The organism is Tumebacillus avium, assembly GCF_002162355.1.
In the GTDB taxonomy this organism is placed as follows: domain Bacteria; phylum Bacillota; class Bacilli; order Tumebacillales; family Tumebacillaceae; genus Tumebacillus_A; species Tumebacillus_A avium.
Genome location: NZ_CP021434.1, coordinates 3,940,940 through 3,959,554, shown reverse-complemented (window position 1 = coordinate 3,959,554; position 18,615 = coordinate 3,940,940). Strand labels below are relative to the sequence as shown.

Genomic DNA, 18,615 nt, shown 5'->3' with positions numbered 1-18,615 from the left:
CCCCTTCTTATATGAACAGCTCATCCAGTTCTTCTTCATCGAGCCCGACATCGTCTCCCGCTGTGAGCGGCAGAGCCAGGATGCGCTGGTTTGGATCTTCCACAATGCTTTGCAGCAGGGTATGCCACTGCTTGAGCAGGCGCGTGATCGTGCCTTCCGCAAACAGATCGGTGTTGTACTCCAACTCTGCCGTCAGCCCGTCCGCCTTTTCCTCCATATACAAGGTCAGGTCGAACTTGGCGACGTCGTTGTCCAGCGTCAGGCGGCTCATCGTCAGCTCCGGCAGTTCGGTGACTTGCGACGGCGTATTTTGCAGAACAAACATCGTCTGGAACAGCGGCGAGAAGCGCGGGTCGCGGTCAGGGTGCAGTTCGACCAGCTTGTCAAACGGCACGTCCTGATAGGCGTACGCTTCCAGCGCCGTGTCGCGCACCGACTGCGCCACATCGGCAAATCTCGGGTTGTCGGCGAGGTTCGTGCGCACGACCAGCGTGTTGACGAAAAAGCCGATCATCCCTTCGATCTCCGCCCGGTTGCGGTTGGCGATCGGTGACCCGACGAGCAGGTCGTGCTGCCCGGTCAGGCGGTGCAAGAGCGTTTTGTAGGCGGCGAGCAGCAGCATGTACAAGGACAAGCCTTCGCGCTTCGCCAACTCATTCAGCCCTTGGTGCAGCTCCTCGGGCAGCACCAGCGACGAGGTCAGCCCGTGATAGGTCGGGGACGCCCCGCGCGGAAAATCGGTCGGGAGCTCCAGCACCGGCAGCGGGCCGTGGAGCTGTTTGCGCCAAAACGCCAGTTGCTCTTCCAGCACCTCGCCTTGCAGCCAGTTGCGCTGCCACGCCGCGAAGTCAACATATTGCAGAGCCAGCTCCGGCAGCGGCGACGCCTTCCCTTGCAGGAACGCTTCATACAGCGCCGCCAGCTCTTGCAGGAACACGCCGATCGACCAGCCGTCCGAGACGATGTGATGCATGTTCAGCAGCATCAGATGCTCCCTCTCGCCGGTGCGGTACACGTGTACCCGGAGCACCGGGCCATGTGCCAAGTCAAACGGCTGGCTAGCCGCGCCTTTTGCCAGCTGCAGCGCCTCTTCCTCCGCCCGGCTGCCCCCATGCGTCAGATCCTCGACGACAAAAGGCACCTCGTGCGGCGGCTGAATCACCTGCATCGGCTCGCCGTCCTTTTCATGGAACGTCGTGCGAAGCGCATCGTGACGCTTTACGATCTCGTTCAGGCTCCCTTGCAGAGCTTCCACGTTCAGCGTCCCGGACAGCTTCAAAAGGGTCGGGACGTTATACAGCGCCCCTTCGTCAGACAGCTGATCGAAAAACCACAGCCGCTGCTGGGCATACGACAAGGCGAGGTCGCCGGCGCGGGAGATCTTCGTCAGCGGCGGGAGCTCTTTTTCCCCGCCATGCGCGATCTCTTCGATCTTCTCGGCCAACAGGGCTACCGTCGGCGCCTGGAAGATCGTGCGCACCGGCAACTCGATCTTGAACGCATTTCGCATCCGCGTGACCACTTGCGTCGCCAGCAGCGAATGTCCGCCAAGCTCAAAGAAGTTGTCGTCGATCCCGACCTGCTCATACCCCAGCACCTGCGCCCACGATCCGGCGACGATCTCTTCGACCGGCGTGCGCGGCGCTTTGTAATCAGCATCAAGGCCCGAACGCACCTGCTCCGGCACGGGTAGCGCTTTGCGCTCCAGCTTGCCGTTGTGGGTCAGGGGCAGCTTGTCCATCACCACGAAAGCGGACGGCACCATGTGCTTCGGCAGCGTTTCGAGGATGTACGCTGACATGTCAGCGACCGTCGGCGCGACGTCCGGCTCTTGCGGCACGACATAAGCGACGAGGCGTTTGTGGCCGGGCTGGTCTTCGCGGGCCAGCACCGCCACCTCTTTCAAGGCGGGATGCTTGCCGAGCACCGCTGTGATCTCGCCCGGCTCGACGCGGAAGCCGCGTATCTTCACCTGATCGTCGGCGCGGCCCATGTACTCCAGATTGCCGTCTGACAGCCAGCGTGCGATGTCCCCCGTCTGGTACAGGCGTGCGCCCGGACGCTGGGAAAACGGATCGGGGATAAATTTTTCAGCGGTCAGTTCTTCGCGGTTCAGATAGCCGCGTGCCAGGCAGTCGCCGCCGACATACACTTCGCCGGAGACGCCGATCGGCACGGGGCGCATGTACGGGTCCAGCACATAGATCTGCGTGTTGCCAAGCGGCTTGCCGACCGGAGGAAGCGCGGGCCATGTACCCGGATCGCCGGTCAAGGTGATGTAGGTGACAACATGCGCTTCCGACGGGCCGTACTGGTTGTGCAGCGGGCAGCCGAGCTTGCGCAGCCAGGAGACGATATGCGCAGTCATCTGCAGCTGTTCGCCTGCGGTGATGATCTCGCGGAGGTGCTGCGGCAGCGGACCGCCGCTTTCCCCCACTTCGGCGAGCTGGGTCAGCAGGATAAACGGCAGGAAGATCCGCTCGATCTTCCGCTCGACGATCAGGTTCAACAGCTGATGCGAGTCGCGGCGCGTCTCCTCGTCGGGGATGATCACCGTGCCGCCGAGGTAGAACGTCGTGAACAGCTCCTGATAGGAAACGTCGAAGTTGAGCGACGCGAACTGCAACACGCGGGCCGGTCCCGTATAAGCAAACGTGCCGATCTGCCACCACGTCATGTTCGTCAGCGGCTGATGGCGCATCGCGATCGCTTTCGGACGTCCCGTGGAGCCGGATGTGTAGATCAGATAGATCAAGTTGTCCGGGCCAACGCCGCTGTCCGGATTGGACGTAGGTTCAGCATCGAGCAGCGCACGGTCTCCATCGAGCAGGATCAGCCTGCCCTCATGCGGCGGCAACACATCTTGTACGGTCGATTGGGTGACGACAAACGGAATCGCCGTGTCCTCCATGATCAACGCGAGGCGGTCTTGCGGATAAGCGGGGTCGAGCGCGACAAACGCGCCGCCCGCTTTCAAGATGCCCAGCAGGCCGATCACCATCTCGATCGACCGTTCGAGACAGATCCCGACGATCGTCTCCGCGCCCACACCAAGTTTTTGCAAATGATGGGCCAACTGGTTGGAGCGCTCGTTCAACTCGCGGTAGGTCAGCTCCTGGTCGCGGAAGACCAAGGCGATCTTCTCCGGCGTTTTCGCTGCAAACTCTTCAAAGAGCTGGTGAATACACTTGTCTTGCGGATACGGCATCGCCGTGTCGTTCCACTCGACGAGCAGCTGATGCTCTTCGGCAGGGGTTAACATCGGCAGCTTGCCGATCTTTTCCTGCGGCGCTGCGACGATCGCCGCGAAGAGATTTTGAAAATGCACGACCATCCGCTTGATCGTTGCGGCGTCAAACAGGTCGGTGCTGTATTCGAGCGATGCGACGAGGCCGTGCGCCTCCTCTTGCATCTGCAGGGTCAGGTCAAATTTAGCCGTGCCGCTGTCGACGAAAAACTCTTCGGTCGCGAGGCCCGGGAACTGCACCGTTTCGTACTTGGCGTTTTGCAGCACGAACAGCACTTGAAACAGGGGCGAGTAGCTCAGATCGCGCTCTGGAGCCAGCTCTTCGACCAGTTTGTCGAACGGTACGTCCTGATGAGCAAACGCGTTCAACGTCACTTCGCGCACCTGGTGCAGCAGGTCGGCAAACGTCATGTCCCCCGACAGCTGTGTCCGCATGACCAGCGTGTTGACGAAAAAGCCGATCAGTTCTTCGATCTCCCCGCGATGGCGTCCCGCAACGGGCGAGCCGACGGAGATGTCGTCCTGCCCGGAGTAGCGGAACAAGAGCGCGTGAAACGCCGCCAGCAAGGTCATGTAAAGCGACACGCCTTCCCGTTTGGACAGGAGCTTCAACTGCTCGGCGACCGCGAGCGGTATGGTGAAATACTCGGTCGCCCCGCGATACGACTGCACAGCGGGACGCGGGCGGTCGGTCGGCATCTGGAACACGGGCGGGGCACCGTCGAGCTGTTGCTTCCAATAGCCGATCTGAGCGTCGAGCACCTTCCCCTGCAGCCATTCGCGCTGCCAGAGCGCATAGTCGGCGTACTGAACGGGCAGCTCTGGCAAGTTCGCCTCCCCGCCTGTCGCCAGCGCCTTGTAAAACGCGGCCAGCTCTTCGGTGAACACGCCGAGCGACCAGCCGTCCGCCACGCTGTGGTGGATGTTGACGAGCAGCACATGCTCCCCATCGGACAGCCGCACCAGCACGACGCGCAACAAGGGGCCTTTTTGCAGATCAAACGGCGCTTCGACCGCCGCCTGGATCACGCGCAAGGCTTCCGCTTCCCGGTCGTCTGCCCATCCGCTGAGATCGGTGACGGAAAAAATCCCCTCGGGCGGCGCAGACAGGATCACCTGCACCGGTTGTTCGCCTGCGTATCCGAAAGTCGTGCGCAGCCCTTCGTGGCGCTCGACGATTTGATCGACGCTTTGCTTTAATATGGCTTCATCGAGCGGCCCGGTCAGGCGCATCGCCGTCGGGATGTTGTACAGAGCGCTGTTTTGCTCCAGTTGGTCGATGAACCACATGCGCTGCTGGGCGAAGGACAGCGGCAGTTGCGCCGCGCGTTCGCTGCGGGTGATCGGTGGCAGATGCAGGTCGGACGACTCGCTGCGCTCCCGTTGCACTTTTTCCGCCAGTTGCGCCACGCTTGGGGCTTCAAACAGCGTCCTTACCGACAGCTCTACGCCAAAGGCGTTGCGCAGGCGGGACACGACTTGCGCCGCCGACAGCGAGTTGCCGCCGAGGTCAAAGAAATCATCGTGAATTCCGACCTGCCCAAGTCCCAACAGACTGCCAAAAATCTCGGCGGTCAGCTCTTCGACCCCATTGCGCGGTGCGATGTACTCTTCGTCAGCGAGGAGCGCGAGGTCGGGCGCCGGAAGCGCTTTTTTATCCAGCTTGCCGTTCACCGTGAGCGGCAGGGCGTCCAGCACCACAAGCGCGGACGGCACCATGTACTTCGGCAGCAGGTCGCGCAGATACGCTTTCAGCTCGCGGCCGGTCAGCGCTCTCCCGTCTGTCGTCACATAGGCGACCAGACGCTTCAGGCCAGGCTCGTCTTCGCGCACGAGCACCACCGCGTCACGAACGGACGGATGCTGGGCCGTGACCGCTTCGATCTCCGACAGCTCGATGCGAAAGCCGTTCAGCTTGACCTGATCGTCGATGCGGCCGAGGAAGTCGATCGTGCCGTCTTCGCGGAAGCAGGCGAGGTCGCCCGTCTTGTACAGGCGCGCGCCTTCTTCTGCCGGAAACGGGTGCGGGATAAACTTCTCCGCCGTCAGCTCCGGGCGGTTCAGGTAGCCGCGGGCCAGACTTTTCCCGCCGATGTGCAGTTCGCCCGGCACGCCGACCGGCACCGGGTTGAGGTACGGGTCGAGAATGTACGCCTGCACGTTTGGGATCGGGCGGCCGAGCGTCGGTTCGGCATGGTCATGCGATACGCGGCAGAACAAAGCGTCGACCGTGTTTTCCGTCGGGCCGTAGACGTTGTAGCAGACCGTTTCCGGCGCGTCTGCAAACGCTGCCCACATCGCCTCGTCCATCGCTTCCCCGCCGACCAGCATGATCGACGGCGCTCCCTGCCCTTTTTCTAACAATCCGGCGTTCAAAAGCAATCGAATCTGCGACGGCGTGCCGTCCAGCACGTCGATCCCTTCCTGTCGCACATACGCCACGAGCTGCTGCGGATCGTGGCGCACCTCGTCAGGAAGCAGATGCAGAGTGTGCCCTTGGAGTATCATTTCGATCTGCGCAAGCGACGCGTCAAACGCCACCGAAGAGTTCAGCGCCACCTGCATCGGTCGCGCAGGATGGTTGCCGTAGACGGCATGCTTGATCGCGTGCAGATGATGGAACAAAGCGGCCTGCTCGATCTCCACGCCTTTTGGCCGGCCGGTCGAACCGGAGGTGTAGATGATGTAGGCAAGATGGTGCGGCTGTGCGGCGCAAAGCGGATTCTCTACAGATTCGGCCGCCAGCTCGTCCCACAGCCGGTCCAGGTGCAATTCGGTCGCCTCATGTTCAGGCAGTGCACCTTTCAGGCTGCTTTGGGTGAGCAGGACAGTGACGGAGGCATCGGAGAGCACAAACGCTTTGCGGTCTTTCGGATAGGCCGGATCGACCGGTACGTATGCGCCGCCCGCCTTCCAGACGGCAAGCAGGGCGGTGATCAGGTCAAGCCCGGTCTCCATGCAGAGCCCCACCGTCTGTTCCGGTCCGATGCCGAGTCGCTGCAGGCGGTGGGCCAGCCGGTTTGCTTTTGCGTTCAGCGCGGCAAACGTCAGCGACTCTCCCCCACAGACCACAGCGGTCGCATCCGGCGTGGTGGCAGCCTGCTCCGCGAACAGCTCGTGCAGATTGCACAGCGGCGGCACGGTCAGCGCGGTGTCGTTCCACGCGCTCAGCAGTTGCTGCTGCTCATCCGCTCCCAACAGAGGCAGGTCTTTCACCTGGAGCTGCGGATCAGCGATGGCCGCCTGCACCAGCGTGACAAAATGCCGCGCCATGCTAGCGGCTGCCGATTCCGCAAGTTTTGCCGCGTTATATGTCAGCCTCAAGGTTCCTTTTGCGATATGAAAAGCGAGATCCGCTGCGGCGGAATCTGCTGAATTGGAATCTGTTCCATGTTCCTGCACGGAGAACAGGACTTGCACAGGTTCGCCAGAGGCGGCGTCGGCCCGTCTTGCCGTGCCTGACACGTCGCTCACCGTCATCTCGCCGGTGATCTGCCAAGACAGCAATTCGCCTTGCCAACTGACCGCAATCTGCTCTTCACCTGAATAGCGGTGCAGGAAGATCGCCATATGCGCCGCCCCTTCCTGCCCTTGCAGGTGTGCGCACAACTCGTCCGAGATCTGAATAGTGTGTGTTTTGCCAGCGTAAAGGTTCGCAGCTCGAATGCGAACGGTTGGCAACTGCAGCATTGTACAGCCTCCTTCAATCAAAGCAGCCGGAATTGTAGTGTATCGGAAATTTTCTGTACATTATTCAAATTACTTGTCGACGATAATACTTCTTCGAGCGTAAATAGAAACCCTGCTTAAAATAATAGATTTGCGGGCATAAAAGGGGCAGCCTTTACAGGCTGCTCCTTTTTTACCACTTTAACTTACATGAACAGTTCATCAAATTCATCGTCGGTCAGCGACACCTCGGCTGCGCTTTGCATCGGCAGTTCGCCGATCGCCCGGTGCGGGTCTTCGGCGATGCTTTCCAACAAGCCCTGCCACTGCTGCAGCAGACGGTCGATCGTCGCCGCGTCAAACAGGTCGGTGTTATATTCGGCCATCGCTTTCAGCCCGTCCTCCGTCTCTTCCACATACAACGTGAGGTCAAATTTGGCAATGCCGAGGTCAAATTCGACCAGCTCCCAGACCATGCCGGTCAGTTCCCGCTTGGAGAATCCGACATCCTGCAGCACAAACATCGCCTGGATCAAGGGCGCATAGCGGCGGTCGGTCTGCGGCTGCAGCTCCAGCAGGCGCTCAAACGGCACCTCTTGATGGGCCAGCGCATCGAGCGTCACTTCGCGCACGCGGTGCACCAGCTCGGCAAACGTCGGGCTGCCTGCCAAATCGCTGCGCAGCACCAAGGTGTTGACGAAAAAGCCAAACACATTTTCCGTCTCCGCCCGCTCCCGTCCGGCGCTTGGGGAGCCGACTGCCAGATCGGTTTGCCCGGTGGTGCGGAACAGCAGCACGTTAAAGGCGGCGAGCAGCAGCATGTACAGCGACACCCCTTCACGGCGGGCCAGCTCTTGCAGCGGCGGCACCAGTTCGCCCGGCAGCCAGCGCTTGAACTGTGCGCCCGTATGGGTCTGCCCTTCCTTGCGCGGACGGTCGGTCGGCAGATCCAGCGGGGTGAGCTTCCCGGCGAGCTGCTCTTTCCAGTAGTCCAGCTTCTGCTCCAGCACATCGCCTTGCAGCGCGTCCTGCTCCCACTTGGCGATGTCGGCAAAGCCCAGCGTCACTTCCGGCAGCTGCGGTTCGCGCTGCTCGATCTGTGCCGCGTAGACTTCGGCCAGTTCGTTCATGAAAAACTCCACCGACCAGCCGTCGGCGATGATGTGGTGCAGGTTGAGCAGCATATATTGCTCTCCGTTCTGCAGGATGTACAGATCGGCGCGCACCAGCGGGCCGCGGGCGAGATCGAACGGCCGTTTCGATTCGGTGCGGACGACAGGCATCAACTCCGCTTCCGACAGGCCGGTATGCACGTGCAGCGGGAGTGCGATTGCGTCGTGCACCCGCTGCATCGGCTCGCCATCCACTTCCACAAAGACGGTGCGCAGCGCTTCATGGCGCAGGGCCAGCTTGTGCAGGCTCTGCTCCAATGCTTCATGGTTCAGCTCGCCCTGCATGCGGATCAGGAGCGGAATGTGATACAGCCCGTCGCTGTTCTGCACCTGCTCGATGAACCACAAGCGGCGCTGGTTAAACGACAGCGGTAAGGCAGCGTTCCGATCCGCCCGGGAGATCGGCGGCAGTTCGACGCCGCGCCCGAGGCGTTTGATCTCCGCCGCGAGCCCTTCCACCGTCGGCGCTCCAAACAGCGCTTTGACCGGCAGATCGACGCCAAACAGCTTGCGCAGACGGGACACCGCCTGCGTCGCCAGCAGCGAGTGGCCGCCGAGCGCGAAGAAGTGGTCGTCGCGGCCGACGCTTGGCAAGTCGAGCACTTGCGCAAACACGCCTCCGACCAGCTCTTCTTCCTGCGTCCGCGCCTGCGAGCCTGCTGTGCGCTCGATTGCGTCTTCCGCAGGACGAGGCAGATTTTTCCGGTCGATCTTGCCGTTCGGGTTGAGCGGGAACTCCTCGAGGAAGACGAAAGCGGACGGCACCATGTATTCGGGCAGCGCTGCTTTCAGATGGCGGCGCAGCTCATCGGCCGCCGCCTCGCCCTTCGTGACCACATAGGCGGCCAGACGCTTGTCGCCCGGGATGTCTTCGCGGACGATCACCACCGCTTCAGCGACCTCTGCCTGGCGGGCCAGCACCGCTTCGATCTCGCCGATCTCGATGCGGAAGCCGCGAATTTTCACTTGATTGTCGAGCCGCCCGAGGAACTCCAGCGTCCCGTCGGGGAGTCGGCGCACCGAGTCGCCTGTAAGGTACCAGCGAGCGCCGTCCGCCTCGACGAATTTTTCTGCGGTCAGCTCTCCCTGCCCGCGATAGCCGCGCGCCACGCCTGTGCCGCCCAGCACCAGCTCGCCCGGCACGCCGGTTGGAACAAGGTTGCCATGCGGGTCGCAGAGGCGGATGTTGGCGTTTTTCAAGTTCGTGCCAAGCATCGTCCGCGCCGAGAGTTGTCCACGCGGAGCCAGATACTGCGTGCACAAGATCGTCCCTTCGGTCGGCCCGTACAGCACGTAGGCGTCGGCGTGCGGGAAGCTTTCGTGCAGCATCTCCAGCAGGTCGGCATACACCGCATCGCCGCCGCAGAACAGCAGGCGCATCTGGGCGTAGTCGGCCGGATCGCGCCCTTCTTCGCGCATCGACAGCACGAGCTGGCGCATCAGGCTCGGCACGGCAAACATCGCCGTAAAGCCTTTTACTTCATCGGCCAGACGCGGGAAATCAAGCAAGATCTCCTCCGGCAAAATCACCGTCGTGCCCCCGACCAGCAGCGGACAGAACAGCTCAAACTGCGCAATGTCAAACGCCACCGAAGCGGTCCACGGCATGACATCCCCGGCCCGGAAGCCAAATTCCTCCACGCTCGCCTCAAGCGTCGAAGCCAGGTTGCGCTGCTCGACCATCACCGCTTTCGGGCGGCCGGTCGAGCCGGAGGTGTAGAGAAGGTAGGCCAGGTCGCTCCCTGCCGAGCCGATGCACGGATTAGTGTGGGGATGGTTGTCTGCGATCCTTTGCCAGTCCCGTTCGATCACCAGCAGCTGTGCGCCTGTTTCCGGCAAACGCTGCTCCAGGCCCCGGTGCGTGATGACCACAGCCGCCTGCGCATCCTCCAGCATGAACTGAATCCGCTCCGCCGGATGCTTCGGGTCGAGCGGCACGTACGCCCCGCCCGCCTTGTGTACGGCCAGCATCGCGACCGCCACATCAAACGAACGCTCCAGGAACAGGGCGACCCTCGTCTCTGCGCCCACGCCAAGCGTGCGCAGATAGTGAGCCAGCGCGTTCGCTTTGGCGTTGAGCTCCTGATAGCTCATCGTGTCGCCCGCCATCAACAGAGCAGGCGCATCTGGCGTTTTTTCCGCCTGTCTTTCAAACATTTGGTAGGCTGCACGGGACGGTTCCGGATAGTCCGTAACGCCTGCGAGCAGTTCTGCCCGCTCCTCTTCTGTCAGCAAAGGCAACTCCGACACGCGGCGCTCCGGTTCTTCCGCGATGCCGCGCAAGAGCTCGGCGAAATGCCCTTTCATCCGGCGAATCGTCTCCGCTTCGAACAGGTCGGTCGCATATTCAAATCGCGCCATCAGTTTGCCTTGGCGCTCTTCCATCACCACGGCAAGGTCGAATTTCGCCACGCTCAGCTCAAGGTCAAACGGACTCGCCTGCAGCAGATGAGCGGAGAACTCGGCCATCGGCATATTTTGCAAGGCGAAAAACGTCTGGCAGAGCGGAAGATAGCTCAGATCCCGCTCCGGCTGCAGCTCTTCGACCAGCTTGTCGAACGGCAGATCCTGATGCTGGTACGCTTCTGTCGTCAGCTCGCGCACCCGGTTCAGCAGTTCCAGCGCGGTCGGATTCCCCGTCACGTCGCCGCGCATGACCAAGGTGTTGACGAACAGGCCGACCAGCTTTTCCACACCCGGATAGTGCCGTCCCGCGATCGGCGAGCCGACCGGCAGATCGGTTTGCCCGGTGTAGCGGTACAGCAAAATCTGAAACGCCGTCAGCAGCACCATATACAAGGTGGCGTTGCCTTTACGCGCCAGAGCTTCCAACTGCGCGGTCAACTTCGCATCGAGATGCAGGAATTCCACCGCCCCGCGATGGCTCTGCACGGCCGGACGGGGCTTGTCGAGCGGCAGTTCGAGCAAGGCGGGCGCTCCGCTCAATTTTTGCTTCCAATAGGCGAGCTGCTCATCCAGCACGGCACCTTGCAAAAATTCGCGCTGCCAGACGGCGAAATCCACATACTCGATCTCATGCTGGTGCGGCCACCTGTCGCCGTTCAGGTACTGCGCGTAGTATTCGGCGAACTCTTCCAAAATCACGCCCATCGACCAGCCGTCCGCCGCGATATGCGGCATGGTCAAGAGCAGCAGCGACTCGTCATCTGTCACTTCGAGATAAACGGCACGCAGCGCAAGGTCTTTCGTCAGATCAAACGGACGCTGCGCCTCTTCTGACAAAAACCTCATCACATCTTCCGGATAGTCGGGCTTCCCCCGGAAGCGTATGTCGACCTCCCAGCGCTCGAAGGTGTCCCATGGGTCGATCACCTGCTGCAGCACGCCGTCGATCTCCTGATAGGTCGTGCGCAGCGGTTCATGCGCTTCGATGACCGTCGCCAGGCTGGAGTGCAGCGCAACCAGATTCGGAATCCCTTGCAACCGCAGCGCGTAGGCCACGTTGTACAGCCCGCTCGCGCCGCCCATCTCATCCAAAAACCACATCCGCTGCTGGGCGTACGACAGCTGCAAGGCACCGTCCCGCGCGATGCGTTCAATCGGCGGGTACTTCAGTTCACCGCCGCTGTTCTGCAGGTTTTGCACCGTTTCGGCCAGCCCGGCCACCGTCGGAGCGTCGAGCACATGTTTTTGCAACAGCTCCACGCCACAGGCACGGCGGACGCGGGAGATCACCTGCGTCGCCAAAAGCGAGTTGCCGCCGAGATCGAAAAACGAGTCGCGAATCCCGATCCGCCCGGCGCGGAGCACTTCGGAGTAGACGGTGACCAGCAGCTCTTCCGTCTGATTGCGCGCTGCTTCATACTCCTGTTCGGAGTTCCAGACCGGCTCAGGCAGCAGCTTGCGGTCGATTTTCCCATTGTTGTTCAGCGGGAACTCCTCAAGGAACACGAAAGCGGACGGCACCATGTAATACGGCAGCGTCATTTGCAGATGTTCGCGCAGCTCGGACGCCGGAACCGGAGCTCCGGAATGGGTCACCACATAGGCGACCAGCTGCTTTTCCCCGGCAAAATCATCGCGGGCCATGACCAGCGTTTCATTGACCGCATCGTGTGCGGCCAGACGCGTCTCAATCTCCCCGATCTCGATGCGGAAGCCGCGGATCTTGACCTGGTTGTCGATGCGGCCGAGAAAATCGATCGTCCCGTCCGTCAAACGGCGCACCAAGTCACCGGTGCGGTACCAGCGCATGCCGTCGATCTCCACGAATTTTTCAAAAGTCAGATCTTCGCGCCCGCGATACCCCCGCGCCACGCCGTTGCCGCCGATGTACAGCTCGCCCGGCATCCCGAGCGGCATCAGGTTCTGCTGGCCGTCATAGATGCGCAGCCAGGCGTTGGACAGCCGCTTGCCGATCGCGTAGCCTTCCGACTTCGCCAAGCGTTTAACAGAATGGGTCGTGCAGATGATCGACGCTTCGGTCGGACCGTACATGACATACACCTGCGCGTTAGGAAACGCGGCATGCATGCGTTCCAGCAGATCGGGCGCCACCACATCGCCGCCGACGAGCAAGAGCCGCATCGAAGCGTACGCTTCCGGCGATTCGCCCCGTTCGAGGATCGCTTCACAGATCTGGCGCATGACGCTTGGCACGGTGTGCACAATGGTGTAGCTCTTCATCTTTTCGATCAAACGCGGGAAATCGAGCACCTCTTCCTGCGTCAGGATCACCGTCGTGCCGCCGGTGGTCAGCGTGTTAAACATCTCGAACAGCGACACGTCAAACGCCAGCGACGCGATAAACGGCGTCACATCGTCAGGCGTGTACCCAAATGTCGCAATCGCCGCTTCCAGCGTCGAGATGACGTTGCGATGCTCCACCATCACCGCTTTCGGCTTGCCGGTCGAGCCGGACGTGTAGATCAGGTAGGCCAGATGGTGCCCCTCTGCGCCGCACGCCGGCAGCGTGGCAGGCATCCCTCCGATCCGCTCTTCGTCGCGGTCCAGCACGACGGCGATGTTTGCCAGTTCCGGCACGGTGTCGAGCAGGCGCTGCTTCGTGACCAGCACTTTCGCGTCCGCATCTTCCAGCATGAAGCGAATGCGCTCCAGCGGCAGTTTCGGGTCGAGTGGCACGTAGGCCCCGCCCGCTTTCAAAATGCCGAGAACCGCCACGACGACGTCGAGCGTCCGTTCCAGATACAGGCCGACCAGCACGTCCGGCCCGATGCCGCGCGCCTGCAGCTCATGCGCCAGGCGGTTGCTCCGCTCGCTCAGCTCGCGGTAGGTCATCTTCGAGCCTTGGAACTCCAGAGCGACCTTGTCCGGGAAACGCTGCGCCTGCGCTTCCACTTGCAGGTGCAGAAGCATCGTGTCCCCTCCGGTCAGCAGGCTCTCGTCGGCGGTCAGTTCGCGCTGCTCCTGTTCGGTCAGGAGCGGCAGATTTGACAGGAAGGTGCGGGGTTCGCGAAGCGCGCCTTGCAGCAGTTGCAGATAATGGCTGCCCATCCGTTCGATCAGCGCCTGTGAATACCGGTTGCCGTCATACGTCCACCGCACTTTCCCGCCCGGGCAATCGAGCAGCAGCGGCCGTGCGCCGTCCGAGGACAGTTGCACCGTTTGCATCTGTCCGGCTTCGAGCAAATCCAGCAGCGAGGACGCCGCCGATACGCTGGCCGACAGCGCGGCCGCACCGTGTTCGCCGTCAAGGGTGAGGACGGCGATCTCCTCCTCAGACGTGTAACGGTGCAGCAGCATTTGAAAAACTGTGAGCAAGATGCGCAGCTCCGACTTCCCCATGTTTTCGGACACCTCAAGCAATTCCTGATGCAGAGCAGAAGGGAGCGTAAGCGTATATTCGGCTGTGAGGTAATGGGTTGAACGCGGTAAATCGGACGGCATTTGTACGAACGGCAATGTTTGCAGTGTTTGTTCCACGTAGTTTCCTCCTCCTAGAAAAGCTCGTCGATCATGTCCGGCAGTTGCAGTTCAAACTGCGACAGGCGTTTTTCCGGTTCTTGCGTGAACTGATCGAGCATCGACTCATATTGGCGCATAAACTCCTCCACCGTCTCCGTGCGGAAACGGGCTGCGTTAAACTGGGTGCGCAGGAGCAGTTCCTTTTCTGCTTCATACACCTCGATCTGCAGGTCAAAATCCCCTTGGGCAAGATCGGCAGCAAAATTCAACTGAGCCAGCTTCTCTTCCGGCAAAATGTTCTCCAGCCACGTCACTTCCACCGTCACATCATCATCCAGGGCGATCTCCGTGCTGGTGTTTTGGCCAACAAAGATGATCGAGTACAAAGCCCCCGTCAGCTCTTGTTCACGGCGCAGATCGTTGACGACAAAATCAAACGGATATTCCTGATGGGCATACGCCTGCATCGCCGATCGGTTGACGCGGCCGAGCACCTGCAGTCCGGTCGGGTTGTCATCGAGCAACGTGCGGATCACCACCGGATTGACCAGCACCCCCATCACCCCTTCGAGGTCCTGATGCAAGCGGCCCGAAGTTGGCGAGCCGATGGTGAGGTCGCCCTGCCCGCTCACGTGGGCCAGCCAGATCTTAAAGGCGGACAAGGCGGTGACATACAGCGTCGTCCCCTGTTCGGCGGCCAGCTTGCGCAGCTTGGCGGTCAATTCGGCCGGAAGCACATGGGAGTTGACTGCCGACAAGGCGCGTGCCTCCTGCGGCACCCGGTCCGCGCCGGGCAGTTGCGGACGCTCCGTGAAACCGTGCAGTTGCTGCAGCCAAAACTCTTTTTGCCCGTCCAGCGCTCCGCTCTTTAGCCGCTGATTCTGCCAGGCGGCAAAATCGACGTACTGCACCGGAAAGGGCAGATCAGCCGGTTCGCCCGACTTGCAGGCGCGGTAAAGCGCTGCGAGATCCTCCATCATCACGCTGTGTGACCAGCCGTCATAGCCGATGTGGTGCAGGCTGAGCATCGCGAGGTGTTCGCTTGCGTCGACTTTGTACAGGAACATGCGGAACAGCGGGCCTTGGCGCAGGTTGTAGCGGCTCTGCTTGGCCACTTCGGCCACGCGGTCGGCCAGCAGCGCCTCACGCTCGCCGTGCGGATAAATCGTAAGGTCTTCATAGTGGAACGGAATCTCCAGGTCCTTGTGCACGATCTGGAACGGATCGCCGTCCTGTTCGCCATAGGTGGTGCGCATGACGCTGTGGCGTGCGGCGACTTCTTGGAAGGCACGCTGCAGCGCGGTCACGTCGAGGTTCCCGAGCAATCGCTGCGGGAAGGTGAATCCAAGGTGGTGTCCATCGGTCATCTGGAATTCCAGCCAGAGGCGTTTTTGCGCATTGGACAGCTCGTAGCGCTCCTGCTCCGGCAGTCGGGCGATCGGCGCATCATGCACGGACGCTCCGTCGCTCATCAGCTCTTCGACCGCTTGGGCAAGCCCGGCGACGGTCGGCGCTTCGAACAAGGTGCGCAGCGGCAACCGCACGCCGATCTCTTTGTTGATCCGCGAGATGATCCGCGTCGCATCGAGCGAGTGTCCGCCGAGGTCAAAAAACTTGTCATGCACCCCGACCTCTTCCACGCCGAGGATCTGTGCCCAGATGCCTGCGATCACCTCTTCCACCGCCGAGGCAGCTTGCACAAACGAGGTGAGCAGTTCCGGGCGCGCATCGCCCGGGTCGGGCAGCAACTTGCGGTCAACTTTTCCGCTGACCGTAAACGGCAGTTCGTCGAGCGCCACGATCCGCTTTGGCACCATGTACTCCGGCAGGCGCTCGGCCAGATACGCGCGCAGAACAGGCTCCGGCACCGCGTCCCCTTTGGCCAGATAATAACCATGTAGCGCATAGCCGTCCGGGCGCTTGTGGGCGGCGACCGCACAGTGTTTGACGCCCGAGTGCGACGCCAGCACCGCTTCGATCTCGCCGAGCTCCACGCGTTGTCCGCGCACTTTGATCTGGTCATCGGTGCGGCCGAGGAACATGATGCTGCCGTCCGGGCGGTAATAGCCGCGGTCGCCCGTTTTGTACATCCGCTCGCCGGAGCAGAACGGGTTGAGCAGGAACGCTTCAAACGTCCGCTCCGGGTTGTTCAGGTAGTTGCGGGCGAGCCCGACCCCGCCGAGGTACAGGTCGCCGGCAACGCCGATCGGCACCGGGCTCAGGTGCGCGTCGAGGATGTACACTTTGTTGTTGTCGATCGGGCGTCCGACCGACACGATCTCCGCCCCGCGTCCGTCTTGCGGCGTGCAGGTGTGGATCGTGGAGTCGATCGACACTTCGGTCGCGCCCCACGTGTTGGTCAGATGCACTCTGTGCAGGTTGAGCTTGTCATCGAACAAGCGCACGAGATCGGAGCGCAGCGCTTCGCCGCTGGAGACGACGAGGCGCAGTTGGCCAAGACCCGCGATGTCTTGCGGGGTCAGCGCGTCGACGACAAGAGCGAGCATGGTCGGGACGAACTGCAGTACGGCAGCCTGATGCGCCACGGCCGCGTCGATGATCGCCCGCGGGTCTTTGTGCTGACCCGGTTCGAGCATCACGATGCGCGCGCCGACCATCAGCGGCCAAAAGAACTCCACCGCCGCATCGTCGAAGGTCAACGTCGTTTTTTGCAAAACCGACTCGGTCGCCTGCAGCCCATGCTGATTTTGCATCCAGCACATGCGGTTGACCCAGCCCTGATGGGTCGAAGCCACCCCTTTCGGCTTCCCTGTGGAGCCGGAGGTGTAATAGATCGAGACGAGGTGATCGGACGTAACATCCGTTTCCGGCGCGGTGACCGGATAAGCGGACAGCCCGGCCATTCCTTCGGCGGACAGCACGACGGCGTTCACGGCGGCGGGGATTTTCGCCTGCAGATGCTCCTGGGTCAGGCAGACGATGGCCTGCGCTTCGGTCAGCACCTGCTCCACCCGCGCGGGCGGCGCTTCGGTGTCGAGCGGAACGTACGCGCCGCCCGCTTTCAAGATCGCAAGCAAGGCGACGACCATTTCCGCCGAGCGGTCGATCAGCATGCCGACCGGGGCGTCCGCTGTAACGCCAAACTCCTGCAGATGGTGCGCGAGGCGGTTGGCTTCCGCATCGAGCTCCGCATAAGTCAGCGTGCGGTCCCCGTCGACGACCGCGATGTTCTGCGGCGTGCGGACGGCCTGCTCTTCGAACAGATGGTGCAGGCAGATCAGCTCCGGGAAGGCGACTGCGGTGTTGTTCCACTCGACGAGCAGTTGCTGGCGTTCCGCATCGCTCAGGAGCGACAGTTCCCACAGCTTTTGCTCAGGATCGTCGACAATCGCGGTGAGCAGCGTTTCGTAATGCGAGGTAAAGCGCTCGATCGTCGCCGCGTCAAACAGGTCGGCGTTGTATTCGAGCTGGCCGGAAAGTTGCACCCCGCGCTCGGTCATCATCAGTGTCATATCAAATTTGGAGGTGGCGTTGTCGATCTCAAGCCCATTTTGCAAACCAAAAATCACTTGGAAAAACGGCGTGCTTCCCATATTGCGCTCCGGCTGCAGCTCTTCGACGAGGCGCTCAAACGGCACTTCCTGATGGCGGTACATCTCCATCGCGCCGTCGCGCACGCGGGTTAGCAGCTCGGCGAATGTCAACTGATCAGATAGTTCGGTTCGCAAAACAAGCGTATTGACGAAAAATCCGCTCGGGGTGCCGACGAGCAAGTCGCGTTGCCCGGTGTAGCGGAAAAGCAGCGTTTTGAAGGCGGCCATCATCGTCATGTACAGAGTGACGCCGTGCTTTTGGCTCAGCTCGTTTAGTTTGTGCGTCAGAGTGTCGCTGAGCGTAAAGAGCTTGGCCTGTCCGCGATACGAGTGCACGGCAGGGCGCGGACGGTCGGTCGGCAGTTGCAGCACGGGGAGTTCACCGCACAGCTTGCCGCGCCAATAGTCCAGCTGTGCTTCCATACGCTCGCCTTGCGAACAGACTGCCTTCTCCGCCTTCAGCTCCATTGCAAACACGATCTGGCCTTCGACGCTTGGGGCGGGGCAGGTCATCTTATTGGAGCCGTCGTTGTGGTTGTTGACCGCCGATCCGTGGATCACCGCGCAGATCGTGTCGCCGTCCGCGATCGCGTCTGCGTGGCGCTTCAGCACGACCGCACCTGCGCCGGTCGATGCGGCGTCAACCGGCACGCCGTCGGTGACGCTCCCGGCGAGCACCATGTCGCTTTTGCCGCCCAGCAGGCTCTGGCAGGCCGATTGGATGCTCATGCTTGGGACGTTCAGATTCAGCGTATACGAGACGCGGGTGGCTCGCCCCGCCCCAGCGTAGACGCTGATCTGCCCGTCGGAGCGCTCGGCATGGTAACCGGCGTTTTCGAACGCTTCCCACGCCAGCTCAAGGAAGCGTTGGTGCTGCGGATCGTGGAGCAGTTCGGACGGCACCCCGGCCGTCCGCCGCTCTTCATCGGTGAAAAAAGTGATCGATTCCGCGCCGCCGCAAAGTTTGTTCCAAAACTGCTCCACACTGTCTGCGCCGGGAAAGCGGCCCGCCATGCCGATGATGGCGATGCCTTCAGGCACCTGTGGTTCCTTCCGTCCCTCTGTCTGCATCCTGCTGCCTCCCATT

Annotated in this window: 3 protein-coding genes; all 3 read right to left on the bottom strand. The window is 61.7% G+C overall.

The window, feature by feature from the left end; translation table 11 throughout:
• Positions 1-7: 7 nt before the first annotated feature.
• Positions 8-6,937 (bottom strand): amino acid adenylation domain-containing protein, encoded by a 6,930-nt coding sequence (locus tag CBW65_RS18875; RefSeq protein WP_087458151.1) that lies wholly within the window; start codon positions 6,935-6,937, stop codon positions 8-10.
• Positions 6,938-7,122: 185 nt separating this feature from the next.
• Entirely contained in the window at positions 7,123-13,992 is a 6,870-nt protein-coding gene (locus CBW65_RS18870; RefSeq protein ID WP_087458150.1) for an amino acid adenylation domain-containing protein, read from the bottom strand.
• A gap of 14 nt (positions 13,993-14,006) precedes the next feature.
• Entirely contained in the window at positions 14,007-18,599 is a 4,593-nt protein-coding gene (locus CBW65_RS18865; RefSeq protein ID WP_198299659.1) for a non-ribosomal peptide synthetase, read from the bottom strand.
• Positions 18,600-18,615 lie beyond the last annotated feature (16 nt).

Bases quoted from the DNA above. Each gene is read 5' to 3' on its own strand.
- CBW65_RS18875 (WP_087458151.1), bottom strand. From the start codon at position 6,937: ATGCTGCAGTTGCCAACCGTTCGCATTCGAGCTGCGAACCTTTACGCT.
- CBW65_RS18865 (WP_198299659.1), bottom strand. From the start codon at position 18,599: ATGCAGACAGAGGGACGGAAGGAACCACAGGTGCCTGAAGGCATCGCC.